Origin of the sequence: Aromatoleum toluvorans, from assembly GCF_012910905.1 — a bacterium.
Lineage (GTDB): Bacteria > Pseudomonadota > Gammaproteobacteria > Burkholderiales > Rhodocyclaceae > Aromatoleum > Aromatoleum toluvorans.
The window spans coordinates 22,891-43,318 of record NZ_WTVN01000009.1 but is presented as its reverse complement, the minus strand read 5'-3'; the positions used below and the strand labels follow the sequence as shown (position 1 = coordinate 43,318).

General features: G+C 68.1%; 20 protein-coding genes. 8 read left to right on the top strand and 12 right to left on the bottom strand.

Features of this window, described 5'->3' with window-relative positions; translation table 11 throughout:
- Window positions 1-39: 39 nt before the first annotated feature.
- Window positions 40-531 (bottom strand): acetolactate synthase small subunit, encoded by a 492-nt coding sequence (gene ilvN, locus GPA22_RS07965; protein ID WP_169255563.1) that lies wholly within the window; start codon window positions 529-531, stop codon window positions 40-42.
- 20 nt (window positions 532-551) lie between these two features.
- Window positions 552-2,261: an acetolactate synthase 3 catalytic subunit gene (locus tag GPA22_RS07960; protein WP_169255562.1), complete on the bottom strand. Its 1,710-nt coding sequence runs from the start codon at window positions 2,259-2,261 to the stop codon at window positions 552-554.
- Between the two features lie 94 nt (window positions 2,262-2,355).
- Here GPA22_RS07960 and GPA22_RS07955 point away from each other — a divergent pair, with 94 nt between their 5' ends.
- From GPA22_RS07955 to pepN, 5 genes are all read left to right on the top strand, one after another.
- The gene (locus GPA22_RS07955) at window positions 2,356-2,952 is read left to right on the top strand and encodes an RNA polymerase sigma factor (RefSeq protein ID WP_343035987.1); all 597 of its coding nucleotides are present in this window, start codon (window positions 2,356-2,358) and stop codon (window positions 2,950-2,952) included.
- On the top strand, window positions 2,949-3,320 hold the full coding sequence (locus GPA22_RS07950; RefSeq protein ID WP_169255561.1) for a DUF3619 family protein: 372 nt from the start codon (window positions 2,949-2,951) through the stop codon (window positions 3,318-3,320). Before GPA22_RS07955 ends, GPA22_RS07950 begins: the two co-directional genes overlap by 4 nt.
- Entirely contained in the window at window positions 3,293-3,745 is a 453-nt protein-coding gene (locus tag GPA22_RS07945) for a DUF3106 domain-containing protein (RefSeq protein ID WP_169255560.1), read from the top strand. The genes GPA22_RS07950 and GPA22_RS07945 overlap by 28 nt, the downstream gene beginning before the upstream one ends.
- A complete protein-coding gene (locus GPA22_RS07940; RefSeq protein ID WP_169255559.1) occupies window positions 3,742-4,233 on the top strand; it encodes an RDD family protein in 492 nt (163 codons plus the stop codon). Before GPA22_RS07945 ends, GPA22_RS07940 begins: the two co-directional genes overlap by 4 nt.
- A 74-nt stretch (window positions 4,234-4,307) precedes the next feature.
- The gene (gene pepN / locus GPA22_RS07935; RefSeq protein WP_169255558.1) at window positions 4,308-6,995 is read left to right on the top strand and encodes an aminopeptidase N; all 2,688 of its coding nucleotides are present in this window, start codon (window positions 4,308-4,310) and stop codon (window positions 6,993-6,995) included.
- A 55-nt stretch (window positions 6,996-7,050) separates the two neighbouring features.
- On the opposite strand, the gene GPA22_RS07930 is transcribed toward pepN, so the two are convergent.
- The 10 genes from GPA22_RS07930 to GPA22_RS07885 form a co-directional block, all read right to left on the bottom strand.
- The gene (locus GPA22_RS07930; RefSeq protein WP_169255557.1) at window positions 7,051-7,503 is read right to left on the bottom strand and encodes a CBS domain-containing protein; all 453 of its coding nucleotides are present in this window, start codon (window positions 7,501-7,503) and stop codon (window positions 7,051-7,053) included.
- 134 nt (window positions 7,504-7,637) lie between these two features.
- On the bottom strand, window positions 7,638-8,465 hold the full coding sequence (gene panC, locus GPA22_RS07925) for a pantoate--beta-alanine ligase (protein WP_169255556.1): 828 nt from the start codon (window positions 8,463-8,465) through the stop codon (window positions 7,638-7,640).
- A gap of 22 nt (window positions 8,466-8,487) precedes the next feature.
- Window positions 8,488-9,303 carry a 3-methyl-2-oxobutanoate hydroxymethyltransferase gene (panB, locus tag GPA22_RS07920; RefSeq protein ID WP_169255555.1) on the bottom strand — a complete coding sequence of 272 codons (816 nt, stop codon included), beginning with the start codon at window positions 9,301-9,303 and terminating at the stop codon, window positions 8,488-8,490.
- Between the two features lie 81 nt (window positions 9,304-9,384).
- Window positions 9,385-10,026, bottom strand: coding sequence for a deoxynucleoside kinase (locus tag GPA22_RS07915; RefSeq protein WP_169255554.1), 642 nt, complete (start codon window positions 10,024-10,026; stop codon window positions 9,385-9,387).
- Window positions 10,027-10,041: 15 nt separating this feature from the next.
- The gene (locus tag GPA22_RS07910) at window positions 10,042-10,404 is read right to left on the bottom strand and encodes a DMT family protein (RefSeq protein ID WP_169255553.1); all 363 of its coding nucleotides are present in this window, start codon (window positions 10,402-10,404) and stop codon (window positions 10,042-10,044) included.
- A gap of 17 nt (window positions 10,405-10,421) precedes the next feature.
- Window positions 10,422-10,943, bottom strand: coding sequence for a 2-amino-4-hydroxy-6-hydroxymethyldihydropteridine diphosphokinase (gene folK / locus GPA22_RS07905; RefSeq protein WP_169255552.1), 522 nt, complete (start codon window positions 10,941-10,943; stop codon window positions 10,422-10,424).
- A complete protein-coding gene (gene pcnB, locus GPA22_RS07900) occupies window positions 10,940-12,292 on the bottom strand; it encodes a polynucleotide adenylyltransferase PcnB (protein WP_169255551.1) in 1,353 nt (450 codons plus the stop codon). The genes folK and pcnB overlap by 4 nt, the downstream gene beginning before the upstream one ends.
- 99 nt (window positions 12,293-12,391) lie before the next feature.
- Entirely contained in the window at window positions 12,392-13,054 is a 663-nt protein-coding gene (locus tag GPA22_RS07895) for a histidinol-phosphatase (RefSeq protein ID WP_169255550.1), read from the bottom strand.
- 29 nt (window positions 13,055-13,083) lie between these two features.
- The gene (gene hda / locus GPA22_RS07890) at window positions 13,084-13,764 is read right to left on the bottom strand and encodes a DnaA regulatory inactivator Hda (protein ID WP_169255549.1); all 681 of its coding nucleotides are present in this window, start codon (window positions 13,762-13,764) and stop codon (window positions 13,084-13,086) included.
- Window positions 13,761-14,849 carry an AI-2E family transporter gene (locus GPA22_RS07885; protein WP_169255548.1) on the bottom strand — a complete coding sequence of 363 codons (1,089 nt, stop codon included), beginning with the start codon at window positions 14,847-14,849 and terminating at the stop codon, window positions 13,761-13,763. Before GPA22_RS07885 ends, hda begins: the two co-directional genes overlap by 4 nt.
- Before the next feature lie 140 nt (window positions 14,850-14,989).
- On the opposite strand from GPA22_RS07885, the gene purM reads away from it, so the two are divergent.
- The 3 genes from purM (at window position 14,990) to GPA22_RS07870 (ending at window position 20,424) form a co-directional block, all read left to right on the top strand.
- Complete coding sequence (purM, locus tag GPA22_RS07880; RefSeq protein WP_169255547.1) at window positions 14,990-16,036, top strand: phosphoribosylformylglycinamidine cyclo-ligase; 1,047 nt, start codon at window positions 14,990-14,992, stop codon at window positions 16,034-16,036.
- A gap of 151 nt (window positions 16,037-16,187) precedes the next feature.
- Complete coding sequence (locus GPA22_RS07875; RefSeq protein WP_169255546.1) at window positions 16,188-17,339, top strand: efflux RND transporter periplasmic adaptor subunit; 1,152 nt, start codon at window positions 16,188-16,190, stop codon at window positions 17,337-17,339.
- Between the two features lie 10 nt (window positions 17,340-17,349).
- Window positions 17,350-20,424, top strand: coding sequence for an efflux RND transporter permease subunit (locus GPA22_RS07870; RefSeq protein WP_169255545.1), 3,075 nt, complete (start codon window positions 17,350-17,352; stop codon window positions 20,422-20,424).
- Window positions 20,425-20,428: the final 4 nt, after the last annotated feature.

Sequence of the window (20,428 nt, the reverse complement as noted above, 5' to 3'; positions counted from 1 at the left end):
GGCGCGGGGCCCGGAAGGAGCGTCCTGCAGGGTCGGGCGTCAGACCTTCAGGATGCGGTCGCCGCGGCCGATGCCGCAGACGCCGGAGCGTACCGATTCCAGGATCAGTGCCGGGTCGATGGCGCTGATGAACGCATCGAGCTTCGACTGGTTGCCGGTCAGCTCGATGACGTAGGACGTGTCGGTGACGTCGATGATGCGTGCGCGGAAGATCTCCGCCATGCGCTTCATCTCCTCGCGGTCCTTGCCGGTTGCGCGGACCTTGGTGAGCATCAGCTCGCGCTCGATGTGCGCGGCCTCAGAGATATCGACGACCTTGACCACCTCGACGAGCTTGTTCAGCTGCTTGGTGATCTGCTCGATGATGTCGTCCGATCCGGTGGTGACGATGGTCATGCGCGACATCGAGGCATCCTCGGTGGGCGCGACGGTCAGGGATTCGATGTTGTAGCCGCGGGCGGAGAACAGGCCCGACACGCGCGACAGGGCGCCCGATTCGTTCTCGATCAGCAGGGAGATGACGTGTCTCATTGATTGTCTCTGGTCGATGCTTACAGGTCTTCGGCGGACAGGATCATCTCGGTGAGCCCCTTGCCGCCCTGAACCATGGGGTACACGTTTTCGGTCTGGTCGATCTGGAAGTCGAGGAACACCAGGTCGTTCTTGCGCGCGAAGGCCTCGCGCAGCGCCCCTTCGACGTCCGCGGGACGCTCGATGCGCAGGCCGACGTGGCCATAGGCTTCGGCGAGCTTCGCGAAGTCGGGCAGCGAGTCCATGTAGGACTCGGAGTAGCGCTCGCCGTGGAAGAGCTGCTGCCACTGGCGCACCATGCCCAGGTAGCGGTTGTTCAGGTTGCAGATCTTGATCGGCAGGCGGAACTGCTTGCAGGTCGACAGTTCCTGGATGTTCATCTGGATCGAGGCTTCGCCGGTCACGCACGCGACCTGCCTGTCCGGGTTGGCGAGCTGGGCGCCCATCGCATAGGGCAGGCCGACCCCCATCGTGCCGAGGCCGCCCGAGTTCAGCCAGCGGCGCGGCTTGTCGAAGCGGTAGTACTGCGAGGCCCACATCTGGTGCTGGCCGACGTCGGAGGTCACGATCGCGTCGCCGCCGGTGACTTCCCACAGCTTCTGGATCACGAACTGCGGCTTGATGATCTCGTCCGAGTTCTTGTACTTCATGCACTCGCGGCTGCGCCATTCCTCGACCTGCTTCCACCACGCGCCGAGCGTGTCGGGATTCGGGCGGGCGGCGCCGGCCTCGAGCTGGCGGATCATCTCCTCGAGCACTTCCTTGAGGTCGCCGACGATGGGCACATCGACGCGCACGCGCTTCGAGATCGACGACGGGTCGATGTCGACGTGGATGATCTTGCGCGGCTCTTCGGCGAAGTGGTCCGGGTTGCCGATTACGCGGTCGTCGAAGCGGGCGCCGACGGCGAGCAGCACGTCGCTGTAGTGCATCGCCATGTTGGCTTCGTAGGTGCCGTGCATGCCGGGCATGCCGAGGTACTGGCGGTCGCTGGCGGGGTAGCCGCCCAGGCCCATCAGCGTGTTGGTGATCGGGAAGCCCAGCAGGCGCGTGAGCTTGGTGAGCTGCTCGGCCGCGTTGGCCAGCACGACGCCGCCGCCGGTGTAGATCATCGGGCGCTTGGCTTCGAGCAGCAGCTGCACCGCCTTGCGGATCTGGCCCTGGTGCCCCTTGACGACCGGATTGTAGGAGCGCATCGAGATCTCTTTCGGATACTCGAATTCGCACTTGTGCATGCTGACATCCTTGGGGATGTCGACCAGCACCGGGCCGGGACGGCCGGTCTTCGCGAGGTAGAAGGCCTTCTTGATGGTGCTGGCGATGTCGCGCACGTCCTTCACGAGGAAGTTGTGCTTCACGCAGGGGCGGGTGATGCCGACGGTGTCGACTTCCTGGAAGGCGTCCTGACCGATCGCGGCGGTCGGAACCTGGCCACTGATGATGACCACCGGGATCGAGTCGGTATAGGCGGTCGCGATGCCGGTGACGGCGTTGGTGGCGCCGGGGCCGGAGGTCACGAGGGCGACGCCGACCTTCTCGGTGCTGCGCGCGTAGCCGTCGGCGGCATGCACGGCAGCCTGTTCGTGGCGCACGAGGACGTGGCGGACCTTGTCCTGGTTGAACAGCGCGTCATAGATGTAGAGTACCGCGCCGCCCGGATAGCCGAAGACGTAATCGACCTTTTCTTCCTGCAGACACCTGATTACAATTTCCGCTCCAGTCAGCACCATCGCAAACTCGCTATTCTTACGTTCCGAAACGTTGAACGTTACCGGTCGGGCGCAGTTTGGTCAAGGCTGCTGCGGCATCGCACAAACGGCCTGAATAACCGGTTTTCATAAGGATCCAGAGCTGGCTAACCGGGCAGAACTCTCCGCATTTCTCCAGGGTGTCGAAAAGCGTGCGTTCAAGCAGGCGGCTTACGCGCTGCGCAACGACGACGCGGCACTGGATGCGGTGCAGGACGCGATGCTCAAGCTCTCCGTCAGCTATGGCGAGCGCCCGGCGAGCGAGTTTCCGATGCTGTTCCAGCGCATCCTGCAGAACGTCATCTACGACGCGCTGCGGCGGCAGAAGGTGCGCAACACCTGGACGACGCTGTTGTCGTCCTTCATCGGCGACGACGAGCAGGACAACGACAACGATCCGCTCGACACCCTCGCAGGGGAGCCCGACGAAGCGCGGGCCGACACGCCGCACGCGCAGTACGAGCGCACACGCACGCTGGCGGCGATCGAGCGCGAGATCGAGCGCCTGCCGCCCCGTCAACGGGAAGCCTTTCTCATGCGTTATTGGGAAGAGATGGATATTGCCGAGACGGCCGCGGCGATGGGCTGCTCGGAGGGGAGCGTGAAGACACACTGTTCGCGCGCCACGCAGACGCTGGCGGCAGCCTTGAAAGCGAAGGGAATCGAGTTATGAGCGAGGAGCTTTTTGCCCGGAAGGTCGCCGCGCGGCTGACAGCGGGCGCGCGAAGCGTTGACGATGACGTCGCGGAACGCCTGCGGCGTGCGCGCGAGCGTGCGCTCGCCGGACATCGCCCGGAGCGGCGGTCCCTGGTCGGGGCGATCGGCAGTGCGTTGCGGCGCGTGTTCCCGCCGATGATACGCCCGGCGGCGCTCGCAGCGGCCATTCTGGTCGCCGTGCTGGCAGGCGACTACTGGATGACGTGGCTGCGCGTGAGCGAGATGGAGGAGGTCGATACCGCCCTGCTGATCGACGACCTCCCGATCGACGCGTATCTCGACGCGGATTTCAAGGCATGGCTGCAGCAAGACTCGCGATCCTGATGCTCGTGGCGGTGCTGAGCGGTCCGGTCGCCGCGGTCGCGCCGATCGGCGCACCCTCGTGGTCGGGGCTGACGTCTGCACAGCGCTCGGTGCTTGCCCCGCTGTCGGACGACTGGAACGCGATGAACGAAGTGCAGCGCCAGCGGTGGCTGGGCGTTGCCGATCGCTATTCGCGCCTCACGCCGGAAGAGCAGGCGCGCATTCGCGCGCGCATGCGGGACTGGGCGGACCTCAGGCCGGACCAGCGCGAGCGCGCACGCGACCAGTATCGTGCACTGCGGAGCATTCCGTCCTACCGCCGCGAATCCCTGCAGGAGCAGTGGCAGCGTTACCGCAGCATTCCCCCCGAAGAACGTCAGATCAAATCCGGTCCGCGCATCACGCGTCCCTTACAGCGACCGCCCGTGCGCGGCATGCAGGAATGAAGAAGAACAAGCTCCCGCGCAATATCCCTCAAGCCTCCCGCAACGTCGAATCCGGAACCCCTGCCAGGACACAGGCCGTCGAACTCGCCGGCCTGCGCCGGCGCTTGGCGAGCCTTCTGTACGAGGCCCTGCTGCTGCTCGGCGTGCTGGCGCTCACCTTCATGATTCCCTACCTGCTGCTGGGCGTCTTCTTCGGTATCGCCCCGGCTGGCTGGGTGGCGTGGCTGCACATCTATGTGGTGCTCGGTGCGTATTTCATCTGGTACTGGCGCCGCCGCGGCCAGACGCTCGCGATGCAGACCTGGAAGCTGCGCCTCGTGACCGCCGACGGACGGGCGCCGAGCCTTGCGACGGGCTGGCTGCGCTATACGCTCGCGTGGCCCTCGCTGCTGTGCTTCGGGCTCGGGCTGGCGTGGGCGCTCGTCGATCGCGATCGCCAGTTCCTGCACGACCGCCTCGCGGGCACGCGCATCGTGCTGCTACCCTGACGCGGGCGCCGTGCCCCACGGGGGGGCGTATACTCGCGGTTTGTCCCCTTTGCGGCCGGACTGCCGGAGAATCAATGAAAACAGAACACGCCCCGACCATTCAACGATCCGACTACACGCCGCTGGCGTGGGCCATCGACGAGGTCGAGCTGCACTTCGCGCTCGACCCCGAGGCCACCCTCGTGACGAGCCGTCTGCGTTGCGTGCGCCGGTCGTCGGATGCGGCGCCGCTGCGCCTGCTGGGCGACGAGCTCGAACTCGTGAGCCTGAGCGTTGACGGCGTACCGGCTGCGCCGGGCCAGGTCACGCAGGGCGAGGGCTGGATCGACGTTGCGCTCGACGCGACACGGGCCGAGATCGGGATCGTCACGCGCATCAACCCGCAGGCGAACACGACGCTCTCGGGCCTCTACGTGTCGCGTGGCGGCTTCTTCACGCAGTGCGAGGCGGAGGGGTTCCGCCGCATCACTTACTTTCCCGACCGGCCCGATGCGATGACGCGCTTCACCGTGACGCTGGAGGCCGATGCCGCGGCCTATCCGGTGCTGCTGTCGAACGGGAACCTGGTCGAGGAGGGCGCGCTGGAAGGCGGCCGTCATTTCGCGAAGTGGGTCGATCCCTTCCCCAAGCCGTCCTATCTCTTCGCGCTGGTCGCGGCGAAGCTCGTCGCGCTCGAGCGCCGCGTCGCAACCGCGTCGGGGCGCGAGGTGCTGCTGCAGGTGTGGGTCGAGGAGGGCAATCTCGACCGCACGCCGCACGCGATGGAGTCGCTGGTGCATGCGATGCGCTGGGACGAGGAGGTGTTCGGGCTGGAGCTCGACCTTGAGCGCTTCATGATCGTCGCGGTGAGCGACTTCAACATGGGCGCGATGGAGAACAAGGGCCTCAACATCTTCAACGCCAAGTACGTGCTGGCGAAGCCGGACACCGCGACCGACGTCGATTACGAGAACATCGAGAGCGTCGTCGCGCACGAATACTTCCACAACTGGACCGGCAACCGCGTGACCTGCCGCGACTGGTTCCAGCTCACGCTCAAGGAAGGCCTGACGGTCTTCCGCGACCAGCAGTTCTCGGCCGACATGCTCGCGCAGGCCGCGGGCGACACCGGGGCGGCCTCGGCGCGCGCGGTCAAGCGCATCGACGACGTGCGCGTGCTGCGCGCAGCGCAGTTCCCCGAGGACGCGGGGCCGATGGCGCATCCGATCCGGCCGGAGAGCTATCAGGAGATCAACAACTTCTACACCGCGACGGTGTACGAGAAGGGCGCGGAAGTCATCCGCATGCTGCATACCCTGCTGGGGGCGGAGGGTTTCCGCAACGGCATGGACCTCTACTTCAGCTATCACGACGGCCAGGCGGTCACCTGCGACGATTTCGTCGATTGCATGGCCGAAGCCAACGGCTACGACCTCGACCAGTTCATGCTGTGGTACAGCCAGGCAGGCACGCCGCGCGTGAAGGCGACCGGCGCATGGGATGCGCAGAGCGGCAGCTATACCCTGACGCTGTCGCAGCACACGCCGCCGACGGCGGGGCAGCCGGACAAGCAGCCGCTGGTGATTCCGGTGGCCGTGGGCCTGATCGGGCCGGACGGGAAGGATCTGGCGCTGAGCCTGGAAGGGGAAAACCACGCCAGCTCGACGACGCGCGTGCTGGTGCTTTCCGAGGCGGAGCGGGTCTTCCGCTTCGTCGGGCTGGCCGCCGAACCGGTGCCTTCGGTGCTGCGCGGCTTCTCGGCGCCGGTGATCCTCGAACTGGACGAGAGCGACGAGCGCCTTGCGTTCCGCATGGCATACGATTCCGACGCGTTCAACCGCTGGGACGCGGCGCAGCGCTATGCGGAGCGGGTGATCCTCGCGCTCGCCGCGGATGCCGCCGCCGGGCGCGCGCTCGTCCTGCCGGCGGCTTTCGTGCAGGCCTTCCGGGCGCTCCTCGGCGATGCCGCGCTGGATCCCGCCTTCCGCGCGCAGGCCGCGGCGCTGCCGTCCGAGACCTATCTGCTGGAAAGGATGGAGCCCGCCGATCCGGCGGCCTTGCGCGCGGCGCAGATGTCCGTGATGCGCGCGCTGGGCGAGACGCTTGCGGCGGAGTGGCTCGCGATCGGTGCCGCGATGGAGGTTCCGGGGGCGTATCGCTACCACCCGGGCGACGCGGGCAGGCGCGCGCTCGCCAATCTCGCCCTGAAGTACCTCGCGGCAGCGGGTGTGGCCGAGGGCATGGCGCGGGCGGAGGCGCAGTTCGCGCGCTTCGACAACATGACCGAGGGCTTCGGTGCGCTGGCCGCACTGGTGCAGAGCGCGAGTCCGGCGCGCGAGGCGGCGCTGGCGCGCTTTCACGAACGCTACCGCGATGACGCGCTGGTGCTCGACAAGTGGTTCGCGCTGCAGGCGTCGGCCTGGCGCTGGGACGCCGCGGCGGCACCGGTGCTCGAACGCGTGCGCGCACTGCTGGAGGATGCCGCGTTCAGCCTCTCCAACCCGAACAAGGTGTATGCGCTGCTGGGGAGTTTCTTCCGCGCCAATCCGGCCGAGTTCCACGCGGCCGACGGCAGCGGGCATGCATTCTGGGCCGATCAGGTGATCGCGCTGGATGCGCGCAATCCGCAGGTGGCGGCGCGCATGGCGCGGGCGCTGGAGAACTGGCGGCGCTTCACGCCGGCGCTGCGGCAGAGCATCCGCGCGCAGATCGAGCGGGTCGCCGCAACGCCGGGGCTGTCGCCCGACGTTGCGGAAATCGTCGGCAAGGCGCTGGCGGACTGAGCGCCGCGGCGCCGACGGGACAGGCGGGTCGCGGTGTCCGCGGCCCGTCGGATGTTCAGGTGGTCAGCTCGCCGGAGATGTAGTTCGACAGGTGGCTGATCGTCTTTTCCTGCTGGTCGATGATGGTCTTGACGACGTCGCCGATCGTGACGATGCCGACGATGCGGCCGTGTTCGACGACCGGAAGGTGACGGAAGCGGTTTTCCGTCATGATGTTCATCACCGAGTCGATCGCCAGCGAGGGGGTGATCGTGCACACGTTGGGCGTCATCACGTCGTCCACGGTCGCTTCGCGCGAATTGAGGCCCTTGAGCACGAGCTTCCGCGCGTAGTCGCGTTCGGTGAAGATGCCGACGAGGCGGTCGTTCTCGATCACCAGCACGGAGCCGATATCGTGCCTGGCCATCGTCGTCAGGGCGTCGAGGACGCTGACGCCGGGCGCCACCGAGTGCGTCGTCGAGCCCTTCTGTTCAAGAATCTGTCGCACTGTCACTGTTGTCGCAAGCATCGTGTCCCTCCGTTCGAGTTAGGCATTCACGCGGCTCTCCCATCGATCGGGAGCATGCTGGCATAGCTTGAAACGAACCGGGCACGGATGCAAGTGCGCAGTGCCGCGGCGGGGCCGCCGGGGGCCCGTGTGCGTCAGATTTCGATGTTGTCGATGAGACGGGTGCGCCCGAGCTTGGCCGCGGCGAGCACGACAAGCGGGTCGTCCGCATGGACCGGGGGCTGCAGGTCGGCGCGGCGGCGCACCGCGATGTAATCGGGTTTCCAGCCGTGTGCGGCGAGTTCGGCGACGGCTTCGGTCTCGAGCTTGAGGAAATCGTGGTCGCCACGGCGCACTGCCTCGCAGATGCGCAGCAGCTGGCGATAGAGGCGCGGGGCCTCGGCGCGCTCTTCCGGCGAGAGGTAGCCGTTGCGCGAGGACAGTGCGAGGCCGTCCTCGGCACGCACGGTTTCGCCCGGCATCACTTCGACGGGGATGGCGAGCTGGTGCACCATGTTGCGCAGGACCATCAGCTGCTGGTAGTCCTTCTTGCCGAACAGTGCGAGGTCGGGTTGCACGATGTTGAGCAGCTTCAGCACGACGGTGGCGACGCCGCGGAAATGGCCGGGGCGGAACTCGCCTTCGAGGATGCTGATCTGCGCCGGCGCCGGATCGACATGGTAGTGCTGCGGTTCCGGGTACATCACGCCCTCGTCGGGCGCGAAGAGGTGGGCGACGCCGGCTGCCTCGAGCTTTTCGCAGTCCGCGGCGAGCGTGCGCGGGTAGCTGTTGAAGTCCTCGCGCGGGCCGAACTGCAGGCGATTGACGAAGATGCTGGCGATGACGGCATCGGCCTTTTCGCCGGCCTGGCGCATCAGCGTGATGTGGCCTTCGTGCAGGTTGCCCATCGTCGGGACGAAGGCCACCCTGCCGGCGGTCTTGCGCGCGGCGCGCAGGCTCTCGATTGTCGTATGGATCTGCATGGGCGTTCTCGGGGGACTGCGTTCAGTAGCAATGTTCGGCAGCGGGGAAGCTGCCATCCTTGACCGCGCGGACGTAGCTGGCGACCGCTTCCTCGATGCTGGCCGCACCGGGCATGAAATTCCTGACGAAGCGCGCCTTCTTGCCGGGGTAGACGCCGATCATGTCGTGCAGCACCAGGACCTGGCCGTCGCAGGCCGGGCCGGCGCCGATGCCTATCGTCGCCATCGAGCCGAGGCTGGCGGTGACTTCGCCGGCCACGGCGGCGGGGACCATCTCCATGACCATCAGGGCGGCGCCGGCCTGCTCCAGCGCGAGCGCGTCCGCCTTGAGCTGCGCGGCACCGGCTTCGGTACGGCCCTGCACCCGGTAGCCGCCGAGCTGGTTCACCGATTGCGGCGTGAGGCCGATGTGGGCGCATACGGGGACGCCGCGCTCGACGAGGAAGCGCACGGTGTCGGCCATGAAGGTGCCGCCTTCGAGCTTGACCATGTGGGCCCCGGCCGCCATGAGGCGCGCGGCATTGCGCAGGGCCTGCTGGGGGTTTTCCTGGTAGCTGCCGAAAGGCATGTCCGCGACGACGAAGAGGCGGGTGTTCGCGCGGGCGACGCACTCGGTGTGGTACACCATCTGGTCGAGCGTCACCGGCAGGGTCGACTTCTGGCCCTGCACGACGTTGCCCAGCGAGTCGCCGACCAGCGCGACGTCCACGCCGGCACGCTCGAGCAGCGCGGCGAAGCTCGCGTCGTAGCAGGTGAGCATGGCGATCTTGCGCCCCTCGGCGCGCATCTTGCCCAGTTCGGACAGGGTGACCGGTTTTTCGTCCTGAAGGTAGCTCATCGGGGGTTCCTCGGAAGAGGCGCGAGTTTTGACTAAATTCCGCGGCGGCACAAGCCGTTTCGCATCTCGCCCGACCGGAGGTCAGGCTGCGTAGCCGAAGAATTCGCGGTAGCTGCGCATGTTGCGCAGGCGCTCCAGGAGCAGCTCGAAGTCGTCGTCATGGTCGACCGGGTTCAGGACCTCGGCATCGACGATGAACAGCGGCGCTGCATCGTATTGGTAGAAGAAGCGGGCGTAACGTTCGGCGACGCGTTCGAGGTACTGCTCGGTGATGCGCCGTTCGGTGTCGAGACCGCGGCGCCGGACCCGGTCAACGAGGGTTTCGGGCTTGGCCTGCAGGTAGATGATGAGGTCGGGTTTGGGCGGCGCGGCCGGTTTCATCGCGTCGAAGACGCGCTGGTACAGCGCGAGCTCGTCCGGCGCGAGGTTCAGCGCGGCGAACAGCGGGTCCTTGTCCAGCACGAAGTCGGACACGACGCGCTGCTGCTTTTCCACGGCCTCGGCGACGATCCCGAGCTGGTCGAAGCGCTGGAACAGGAAGTGCAGCTGGGTCGACATCGCCCAGCGCTCGGCGTCCTGGTAGAAGCGCCCGAGGAAGGGGTTCAGTTCGGGCTGCTCGAACAGGGGGCGGGCGTCGAGGCGTTCGGCCAGCCGCCGGGCGAGCGAGGTCTTGCCCGCGCCGATGGGGCCCTCGACCACGATGTAGCTTGCCTTGTCGAGCATGCAGGACATTCGCTTCTAGGTTCGAAAAATGAAATATACCGCACCAAGCATACACAAGGCGGCCCAAAGGTAGTCAAGCTTGATGGGCTGCTTCATGTACAGCACGACGAAGGGAACGAAGACCAGCAGGGTGATGACCTCCTGCATGATCTTGAGCTGGGCAAGGTTGAGTTCGGTCGCGCCGATGCGGTTCGCCGGCACCTGCAGCAGGTACTCGAACAGGGCGATGCCCCAGCTGGCGATGGCGGCGGCGAACCAGGCCTTCGACTGCATGTTCTTCAGATGGCCATACCACGCGAAGGTCATGAAGACGTTGGACGCGGTGAGCAGCATCGCGGTCTGCATCCACGCGGGCAGGGTCTGCATCCAGGCGGTCATGCGCAGCGTTCGGGGCGTCAGGCGATGCGCGGCAGGCGCTCGATGCGCTGGTCGCGGATACCGTCGAGCAACTCGGCGGCGATGCCGCGGCCGGGGATCACGGTGTCGGGCGCGATCTCTGCGAGCGGAACGAGGACGAAGGCGCGCAGGTGCATGCGCGGGTGGGGGATCTCGAGGCCGGGCTGGCTGATCGTCGCGTCGCCGTACAGGAGCAGGTCGAGATCGAGCGTGCGCGGGGCGAGCTCCGTTTCGCGCGTGCGGCCGTGCTGCGCTTCGAGGGCGAGCAGGGTGTCGAGGAGCTGTTTTGCGCCGAGCGTGGTGTCGACGGCGGCGACGGCGTTGAGGTAGTCGGGATGTCCGGTGACGCCGATCGGGGCGGTCCGGTAGAGGCTGGAACGGGCGACGAGGCGCGTGTCCGCGAGCGCATCGAGCGCCGCGAACGCGCTTTCGAGCGCCGCGGCGGCGTCACCCAGGTTGGCGCCGAGTGCGATGAACGCGCGCACCGCGCCCGGGCCCGGCGGCGGGCGATGGCCGGTCATGATGCGTCGCTGGTGGCGGCCTCGGCCGCAGCCGGCTTGCGGCGGCGACGGCGGCGCTTGCGCTCGGGGGCTTCGGCGGCGGGCGCTTCGGCGAGCAGGGCATCACGGGCGTCGTGGCCGGCGTGGGCGAAGCGGTCCCACCAGTCGGGCAGCGCGGCATCGATTTCGCCGGACTGCGCGCGCAGGCGCAGGAAGTCCCACGCGGCGCGGTAGCGCGGCTGCTCGATGAGGCGGTAGGGCGCCTTGCCGCTGCACTTTTCGAAGCGCGGCTGCAGCGCCCAGATTTCCTTGATGTCGCCGACGATGCGCTTGGTGATCGCGAGCTTGCCGGCCTGCAGGTCGAGCACTTCGTCCATCGCGGCGAAGAGCGCGGGCTGGTTGTGTTCGCCGTTCTTCTTGCGCCCTTCCCAGTTGGCGAGCACTTCGTGCCACAGCAGGGTCGCGAACAGGAAGCCGGGGGAGACGGGCTTGTCGGCGCGCACGCGCTCGTCGGTGTTTTCCAGCGACAGCGTGACGAAGCGCGCCCCCAGCGGCTGCTCGAGGATCACGTCGAGGAGCGGCAGCAGGCCGTGGTGCAGGCCTTCCTCGCGCAGCTGCTTGAGGCAGCGCAGCGCGTAGCCCGAGAACAGCAGCTTGAGCATCTCGTCGAAGAGGCGCGCCGCGGGCACGTTCTCGAGGAGTTCTGCCATTTCGCGGATGGGGTTGCGTGCGGCCGGGTCGAGCGTGAGGCCGAGCTTCGCGCCGAGGCGTACGCCGCGCAGCATGCGCACCGGGTCTTCGCGGTAGCGCGCGCGCGGGTCGCCGATGATGCGCAGCGTCTTGTGCTTGAGGTCCGCGACGCCGTGGTGGTAGTCGAGGATCTGCTCGGTGGTCGGGTCGTAGTACAGCGCGTTGACGGTGAAGTCGCGGCGCGTGGCGTCCTCGGCCTGCGAGCCGTACACGTTGTCGCGCAGCACGCGGCCGTGCTCGTCGGTTTCGGCGTCCTCGGCGGTCTGGCTGGCGCGGAAGGTCGACACCTCGATCGTTTCCGGGCCGCTCATGACGTGCACGATCTTGAAGCGGCGGCCGATGATGCGCGAGCGGCGGAACAGCGCGCGCACTTCCTCGGGCGTCGCGCTCGTGGCGACGTCGTAGTCCTTGGGCGGGTGGCCGACCAGCAGGTCGCGCACGGCGCCGCCGACGACGAAGGCCTTGTGGCCGGACTCCTGCAGCACCGTGCATACCTTGCGGGCGGCGGGCGAGATCTGTTCGCGGCGGATGCCGTGCTGGGTGACGGGGACCAGCGCCGGTTCGGTGTTGATGGGCGACGCAGCGCGGCGGAAGACTTTACGCAGCAGCTTGCGGATCATTGGAAGGAGAGACTGGCGGTCAACATAAGCCGTGAATCATAACCGATGCGGCACTGCGGTAGGGACTGCATCTCGGGGTGGGGCCGTTCGTGACGGCGGTCAGCGCAGCGAGATGACCGGCCAGCCGGCCGCCTGTGCGTGGGCGCGCAGCTTGTCGTCGGGGTCGACGGCGACCGGGTCGGTGACGCGCGCCATCAGCGGCAGGTCGTTGTGCGAGTCGCTGTAGAACCACGAGCGCGCGAAGCTGCCGGTATAGAGGCCGAGCGATTCGAGCCAGGCGTCGACGCGTTCGATCTTGCCGGCCTTGAACGCGGGCATGCCGCGCGGCTTGCCGGTGAAGGCCCCGTTCTCCTGCGCCGGGATCGTCGCGACGAGGTGCGGGATGCCGAATTCGCGCACGATGGGGCCGGTGACGAAGCTGTTGGTGGCGGTGACGACGGCGACGAGCGCGCCGCTGTCGAGGTGCCGGCGCACCAGCGCGCGCGCCTGGTCGGTGATCATCGGCGTGATCGAGGTCGCCATGAACTCGCGGTGCCAGGCGTCGAGCTGCTCGCGCGGATGGCGGGCGAGCGGGGCGAGCTGGAAGTCGAGGAATTCGAAGATGTCGAGCGTGCCGTCCTTGTACTGCTCGTAGAATCTGACGTTCCTCGCTTCCTGCACCTCGCGGTCGAGGACGCCCTTGGCGATGAGGAACTGGGCCCACTCGAAGTCGGAGTCGCCGGCGAGGAGGGTGTTGTCGAGGTCGAAAAGGACGAGATCCACTGTGTTTCCTTGGGGTTGGGGCGGCCGGCTCAGATGTCGAGGCCGGCCTGCATCATTTCGCGCAGCAGCGGCAGCGTGACGGCGCGCTTGCGTTCGAGGGAGGCGGTGTCGAGGGCGTCGAGCACCGCGAGCAGGCTGGGCAGGTCGCGGCGGCCGTGGCGCATGAGGAAGTCGATGACGTCGTCGGCCAGCCGCAGGCCGCGGCGCGCGGCCAGCGTCGCGAGGATGGCCGCGCGCGATTCGTCGTCGAGCGGGCGCACCTCGTAGATCAGGCACTGGCCGATGCGGGTGCGCAGGTCCTCGCGCAGGACGAGCCGGCGCGGCGCTGCGTTGCCCGCGAGCAGCAGCGTCTGGCCGAGGCCGCGCGAGCGGTTGAAGGCGTTGAAGAGCGCGATCTGGGCGTCGTCGTCGAGGCCGTCGACATCGTCGACGGCGAGGAGCAAGCCGGGCGTCTGCGGCAATTCGTGGCCGACTTCGTGCGCGGCGATGCAGGCCGTGGGCCGTCCGATGGCGGCGGCGAGTGCGCCGCGCAGGAGATGGCTGCGGCCGCAGCCGGCGGCCCCCCAGAGGTAGAGGTGGCCGGGGAGCGGGGACGGAGGCGGATCGGCGAGGGCGCGCAGCGCCGCGATGAGCTCTTCGTTGCCACCGACGACGAAGTTGTCGAGGGTCGGGGGGGCGTCGGGGCGGATGTCGAGGACGAGCTGTTTCATTGCGGATCGTCCGCGGGCGGGGCGCCCAGATAGACGCGGCTCGTGAGCCAGGCCGTGCGCACTTCGCGCAGGCCGACGAGGATGGCGGCGCTGGCGGGGAGGGCGACGAGGATGCCGACGAAGCCGAACAGCTGGCCGAAGGCCATCAGCGCGAAGATGACCGCGAGCGGGTGCAGGCCGATGCGTTCGCCGACGAGGTAGGGGGTGAGGAGGAAGCTTTCGATGAGCTGGCCGAGGCCGAACACGATGGCGACGCCGATGAGCGGCGACCAGCCTTCGGCCTGCAGCAGGGCGGTGAGGATCGCGAGCAGCAGGCCGCCGCCGAAGCCGACGTAGGGGATGAACACCAGCAGGCCGGTGATGACGCCGACCGGCAGCGCGAACTTGAGGCCGGCGATCCACAGGCCGACGCTGTAGTAGACGGCGAGCAGCAGCATCACCGAGAGCTGGCCGCGCAGGAATTCGGAGAGCACGCGGTCGATGTCGTTGATGATGCGCATCGTGCGTTCCAGCATCGGGCGCGGGATCACGGTCTGCAGGCCGCCGAGGATGTGCGGCCAGTCCTGCAGCAGGTAGAACATCACGACCGGCACGAGGAAGATGCTCGCGGCGACGCCGAGGAGCGCCGTGCCGCCCTGGCGCAGGTGGTTCAGCACGACGGGGATGAGATCCTGGGCGCTGCTCCAGTGTTCGGCGATCCAGCTGCGGATGAAGGCCGCGTCGAGCTGGAATTCGACGTCGAAGTGGGTCAGCAGCAGCGGGGCGAGGCGGGCGTTGAGGAGTTCGACGAGATCGGGCAGGCGGCGCAGCAGGGCGACGGCTTCGCGGTACACCATCGGCACGAGGATCAGCGACAGCAGCAGCAGGAGCAGGCCGGCGCCGAGGATCACGAGCAGCACCGCGACGGGGCGCGGGATGCGGCGCGCGACCATCCCGTTGACCGCCGGATCGCAGATATAGGCGAACACCGCGGCGATCGCGAAGGGGGCGAGGATCGGCGACAGGACGTAGAAAAGTCCGCCCAGCGCGAGCGCGACGCCGGCCCAGGCGGCGGTTTGCAGACGGTCGGCGCGGGAAGGGTTCATTTCGAGTAAAATCGCGGACTTGGCGCGGGCGCTCGGCGACCCGCGAAACCCGTAAATGTAGCCACTTGGCGTTGCGGCCTCAAGTTCCGCCGCCCGCCGGGTCGGCCAGAACGCGCATCCCGCAAGCCTGAGGAACGATCTTGAGCTCCCCGAAAACTTCGCTTTCCTACCGTGATGCCGGTGTCGATATCGACGCCGGTGACGCCCTCGTCGACCGCATCAAGCCGCTGGCGAAACGCACCATGCGCCCCGAGGTGCTGGGCGGCATCGGCGGCTTCGGCGCGCTGTTCGAACTGTCGAAGAAGTACCGCGAGCCGGTGCTGGTGTCCGGCACCGACGGCGTCGGCACGAAGCTGAAGCTGGCGTTCCAGCTGAACAAGCACGACACGGTCGGCCAGGATCTGGTCGCGATGAGCGTGAACGACATCCTCGTGCAGGGTGCCGAGCCGCTGTTCTTCCTCGACTACTTCGCCTGCGGCAAGCTCGACGTCGATACCGCCGCGGCGGTCGTCGGCGGCATCGCGCGCGGCTGCGAGCTGTCGGGCTGCGCGCTGATCGGCGGCGAGACCGCGGAGATGCCGGGCATGTACCCGGACGGCGAGTACGACCTCGCGGGCTTCGCGGTCGGCGCGGTCGAGAAGTCGGAGATCATCGACGGTTCGACGATCAAGCCGGGCGACGTGGTGCTGGGGCTCGCGTCGAGCGGCGCGCATTCGAACGGCTATTCGCTGATCCGCAAGATCATCGAGCGTGCCAAGCCGGACCTGGACGCCGATTTCCACGGCCGGCCGTTCCGCGACGTCGTGCTCGAGCCGACGCGCCTGTACGTGAAGCCGATGCTGGGGCTGATGCGCGCGATCCCGGGCGTCGTGAAGGGCATGGCGCACATCACCGGCGGCGGCCTGACGGAGAACGTGCCGCGCATCCTGGCCGACAACCTGACGGCGAAGATCGATGCGTCGTCGTGGACCCTGCCGCCGCTGTTCCAGTGGCTGAAGCAGGAAGGCAACGTCGCCGACCAGGAGATGTACCGCGTGTTCAACTGCGGCGTCGGCATGGTCGTGATCGTGGCGCCCGAGCAGGCCGATGCGGCGATCGCGAATCTGCAGGCCGCCGGTGAGACGGTGTATCGCCTGGGACGCATCGAGGCGCGCGCGGAAGGCGTGGCGCAGACGACGGTCGCCTGAGGTTTTCCGCCTTGCCGAGGGGGCGCGGAAAGGCGCTCCCGCTGTCCGTGCAACTCACTGCCGGGCGGGTTGTCTGCAGTAGTCAGGGAGCGCACCACTTAGGGGTGCGCTCGTTTTTTTCTCCGGATCCTTTTTTGAGTGCTCGCCGAAGATGCCCGCCCGTCGTCGCCTGATCGCCGCCGTCAGCCTTGCCGGAATTGCCGCCCTCGCGGGCTATGCGTATTACGCGAACCGCAGTGTCGGGTCGGCCCAGTTGGTGCCCGGTGCGAAGTCGACGGCAGCCGCAGCCGCCAGCGCGGCGGCCGTGCAGGGGCCCGCGGACGTCGAGACGGCCGCCGTCGTGGCCGAGGCGATGGCGGATGACGTGACCGCGGTGGGAACGCTGCGCTCGAACGAGTCGGTGGTCCTGCGCCCCGAGGTTGCCGGGCGCATCGCGGCGATCCGCTTCCGCGAAGGCAGCCCGGTCCGGCACGGTGACGTGCTCGTCGAGTTCGATGCCGCCGTGCAGCAGGCCGAGGTGCAGCAGGCGCGGGCGAACCTCGCGCTGGCGCAGGCCAATTTCGGCCGCACCGAGGACCTCTTCACCCGCAAGTTCCTGAGCCAGAGCGCGCGTGACGAGGCGGCTTCGCGGCTGGAAGTGGCGCGCGCGAACATGGCGCTGGCCGAGGCGCGCCTCGGCAAGATGCGCGTCCGCGCGCCCTTCGCGGGGATCGTCGGCATTCGCAACGTGAGCGTCGGCGATTACGTCAAGGAAGGCGAGGTGCTCGTCAATCTGGAGGACATCGCGACGCTCAAGGTCGATTTCCGGCTGCCGGAGATCTACCTTGCGCAGATCCGGCCGGGGCAGAAGCTGGAGCTCGCGTCCGATGCGGTGGAGGGCAGGCGCTTCGCCGCGGTGGTGAGCGCGATCGATCCGCTCGTCGACGAGCAGGGGCGGGCGGTAGTGATGCGCGCGACGCTGCAAAACGACGGGCTGCGTCTGCGCCCGGGGATGTTCGCGCGCGTGCGGCTGATCCTGCAGGAGCGCGCGAACGTCGCGGTGGTGCCCGAGGAGGCGCTGGTGCCGGCGCCGGGCGACGTGCAGTTCGTGTATCGCGTCGTGGAGGGCAAGGCGCAGCGCGTCGAGGTGAAGACCGGCGCGCGGCGCGGCACGCGGGTGGAGATCGTCACGGGTGTGCAGGCGGGCGACCTGGTCGTGACCGCCGGGCAGCTGAAGCTGCGCGACGGGGCGGCGGTGCGGGTCGTGGGGGGCGGTGACGTGCCGGTCGCGCCCGAAGCGGGCACCGCCAAGCCGGCGAGCTGAGGGGGCGGCCATGGTCCTGTCGGAGATCTGCATCAAGCGCCCGGTGTTCGCGACGGTGCTGTCGCTGCTGGTGCTGCTGATCGGGCTGATGTCGTATTCGCGCCTGACCGTGCGCGAGTACCCCAACATCGACGAGCCGGTCGTGACCGTCGATACCACCTATACCGGGGCGAGCGCGGAGATCGTCGAGTCGCAGGTGACGAAGCCGCTGGAGGATTCGCTCGCCGGCATCGAGGGCGTCGACGTGCTGCAGTCGATCAGCCGCCAGGAGCGCAGCCAGATCACGGTGCGTTTCCGCATCGAGCGCAGCGCCGACAGCGCCGCCGCGGACGTGCGCGACCGTGTGTCGCGCGTGCGCCGGCGCCTGCCGGACGACATCGACGAGCCGGTGATCTCGAAGGTGGAGGCCGACGCCAACCCGATCATCTGGATCGCGTTCTCGTCGGACCGCCATTCGCCGCTGGAGCTTTCCGATTTCGCCAGCCGCGTGGTCAAGCCGCGCCTGCAGACGCTGTCCGGGGCGGCGGACGCGCGCATGTTCGGCGAGCGCCGCTATTCGATGCGCATCTGGCTGGACCGCGAGCGGCTCGCCGCCTTCCGGCTGACGCCGCAGGACGTCGAGGATGCGATCCGGCGCCAGAACGTCGAGCTGCCGGCGGGGCGCATCGAGAGCCGCGAGCGCGAATTCGCGGTGGTGGCGCAGACCGATCTGGCGACGCCGCGCGAGTTCGAGTCCATCGTCGTGCGCCAGCCGCAGGCGCCCGGCGGCTACGCGGTGCGCATCCGCGACGTCGGCCGGGTCGAGGTCGCGGCGCAGAACGAGCGCACGCTGGTGCGCTTCATGGGCAAGCCGGCGGTGTCGATCGGGCTGATCAAGCAGTCGGTGGCGAATCCGCTGGATCTCAAGCGCGGGCTCGTGGAGATGCTGCCGGTGCTGCAGGCGGAGCTGCCCGAAGGCATGCGCATGGACATCGCCAACGATACGACGGTGTTCATCGATCGCTCGATTGCGTCGGTGTTCAGCACGATCTGGGAGGCGGTGCTGCTGGTCGCGGTGATCTGCTTCTTCTTCCTGCGCAACTGGCGCGCGATGCTGATTCCGCTGGTGACGATCCCGGTGTCGCTGGTGGGGGCGTTCGCGCTGATGTTCCTGTTCGGCTTCTCGATCAACACCCTGACGCTGCTGGCGCTGGTGCTGGCGATCGGCCTCGTCGTCGATGACGCGATCGTCGTGCTGGAGAACATCTACCGCCACGTCGAGGAAGGCATGGAGCCGCTCGCGGCGGCCTTCCGCGGGGCGAAGGAGATCGGTTTCGCGGTGGTTGCGATGACGATCACGCTGGCGGCGGTGTATGCGCCGGTGGCGTTCATGACCGGGCGCACCGGCAAGCTGTTCACGGAGTTCGCGCTGACGCTCGCCGGCGCGGTGATCGTGTCGGGCTTCGTGGCGCTGACGCTGTCGCCGATGATGTGCTCGAAGCTGCTGCGCCACGAGAAGAGGCACGGGCGGCTGTACAACGCGATCGAGGGCTTCCTGGCGTGGCTGACGGCGGGTTACCGCCGCGTGCTGGGGGTGGCGCTGAACCTGCGCTGGGTGGTGATGCTGGCGTTCGCCGTGGTGGCGGGGACTTCGCTGCTGCTGTTGAAGACGCTGAAGACCGAGCTCGCGCCGGTCGAGGACCGTGGCCGCGTGGTGGGCATCTTCTCCGGGCCGGAGGGCGCGACAATCGACTTCATGGCGCGCTATGCGGCACAGCTCGAGGGGATCTATTCGAAGGTGCCCGAGGTGGACCGCTACCTCGTGATCTCGGGCAACCCGACCGTGTCGCAGGGCATCTCCTTTGCCGGTTTCACCGACTGGAAGGCGCGCGAGCGCAGCGCGACCGCGATCGCCGGCGAGATGCGGCCGAAGATGGTGGCGATCCCCGGCCTGCAGGTGTTCCCGGTGCTGCCGGCGTCCTTCGGCCAGAGCCCGCGCACGCGGCCGATCAGCTTCGTCGTCACGACGTCCGAGTCCTACGACGAGCTGGCGCGCTACACGGACCAGTTCCTCGACGCGATGCGCCAGCAGCCGGGCTTCGTGTCGCCGGACACGGACCTGAAGCTGACCAAGCCGGAGCTCGCGGTCGACGTCGACCGCGACAAGGCGGCCGACCTCGGCATTCCGGTCGATGTGATCGGGCGTACGCTCGAGACCATGCTGGGCGGTCGCCAGGTGACGCGCTACAAGCAGGACGCCGAGCAGTACGACGTGATCGTGCAGGTGGCGGCGCCGAGCCGCGCGGTCGCGCGCGACATCCGCGACATCTACGTGCGCGCGAAGAACGGCGAGATGGTGCCGCTGGCGAACCTCGTGAAGGTGCAGGACCGCGTGAGTCCGCGCGAGCTCAACCACTTCGGGCAGCGGCGTTCGGTGACGATCTCGGCGAACCTCGCGCCCGGCTTCGCGATGGGTGAGGCGCTGGCGTGGATGGAGGGCACGGCGGCGCGCATCCTGCCGGCCGGCTATGCGGTCGACTACGACGGCCAGTCGCGCGAGTTCAAGACCAGCTCGGCGAGCCTGGCGCTGACCTTCGTGCTCGCGCTGGCCTTCATCTACCTCGTGCTGGCGGCGCAGTTCGAGAGCTTCCGCGACCCCTTCATCATCATGCTGACGGTGCCGCTGTCGATGACCGGCGCGCTCGCGGCGCTGTACTTCGCGGGCGGCACGCTCAACGTGTATAGCCAGATCGGGCTGGTGACGCTGGTCGGGCTGATCACCAAGCACGGCATCCTGATCGTCGAGTTCGCGAACCAGCTGCGCGACCAGGGGGCGGCGCTGCGCGATGCGGTCGTCGAGGCGTCGGTGCTGCGCCTGCGGCCCATCCTGATGACCACCGGCGCGATGGTGCTGGGCTCGATCCCGCTCGCGCTCGCGACCGGGGCGGGGGCGGAGAGCCGCCAGCAGATCGGCTGGGTGATCGTCGGCGGGCTGCTGCTGGGGACCTTCTTCACGCTTTTCGTCGTGCCGACGGTCTATACGCTGCTCGCGCGGCGCGAACGCAACCCGCTCGCGGCGGAGCACGGCACACCGGTGTCGGCCTGAGCGG

Coding starts and splice junctions, on each gene's coding strand:
- ilvN (WP_169255563.1), bottom strand. CDS start 531: ATGAGACACGTCATCTCCCTGCTGATCGAGAACGAATCGGGCGCCCTG.
- GPA22_RS07960 (WP_169255562.1), bottom strand. CDS start 2,261: ATGGTGCTGACTGGAGCGGAAATTGTAATCAGGTGTCTGCAGGAAGAA.
- GPA22_RS07950 (WP_169255561.1), top strand. CDS start 2,949: ATGAGCGAGGAGCTTTTTGCCCGGAAGGTCGCCGCGCGGCTGACAGCG.
- GPA22_RS07945 (WP_169255560.1), top strand. CDS start 3,293: ATGGCTGCAGCAAGACTCGCGATCCTGATGCTCGTGGCGGTGCTGAGC.
- GPA22_RS07940 (WP_169255559.1), top strand. CDS start 3,742: ATGAAGAAGAACAAGCTCCCGCGCAATATCCCTCAAGCCTCCCGCAAC.
- pepN (WP_169255558.1), top strand. CDS start 4,308: ATGAAAACAGAACACGCCCCGACCATTCAACGATCCGACTACACGCCG.
- GPA22_RS07930 (WP_169255557.1), bottom strand. CDS start 7,503: ATGCTTGCGACAACAGTGACAGTGCGACAGATTCTTGAACAGAAGGGC.
- panC (WP_169255556.1), bottom strand. CDS start 8,465: ATGCAGATCCATACGACAATCGAGAGCCTGCGCGCCGCGCGCAAGACC.
- panB (WP_169255555.1), bottom strand. CDS start 9,303: ATGAGCTACCTTCAGGACGAAAAACCGGTCACCCTGTCCGAACTGGGC.
- GPA22_RS07915 (WP_169255554.1), bottom strand. CDS start 10,026: ATGCTCGACAAGGCAAGCTACATCGTGGTCGAGGGCCCCATCGGCGCG.
- GPA22_RS07910 (WP_169255553.1), bottom strand. CDS start 10,404: ATGACCGCCTGGATGCAGACCCTGCCCGCGTGGATGCAGACCGCGATG.
- folK (WP_169255552.1), bottom strand. CDS start 10,943: ATGACCGGCCATCGCCCGCCGCCGGGCCCGGGCGCGGTGCGCGCGTTC.
- pcnB (WP_169255551.1), bottom strand. CDS start 12,292: ATGATCCGCAAGCTGCTGCGTAAAGTCTTCCGCCGCGCTGCGTCGCCC.
- hda (WP_169255549.1), bottom strand. CDS start 13,764: ATGAAACAGCTCGTCCTCGACATCCGCCCCGACGCCCCCCCGACCCTC.
- GPA22_RS07885 (WP_169255548.1), bottom strand. CDS start 14,849: ATGAACCCTTCCCGCGCCGACCGTCTGCAAACCGCCGCCTGGGCCGGC.
- GPA22_RS07875 (WP_169255546.1), top strand. CDS start 16,188: ATGCCCGCCCGTCGTCGCCTGATCGCCGCCGTCAGCCTTGCCGGAATT.
- GPA22_RS07870 (WP_169255545.1), top strand. CDS start 17,350: ATGGTCCTGTCGGAGATCTGCATCAAGCGCCCGGTGTTCGCGACGGTG.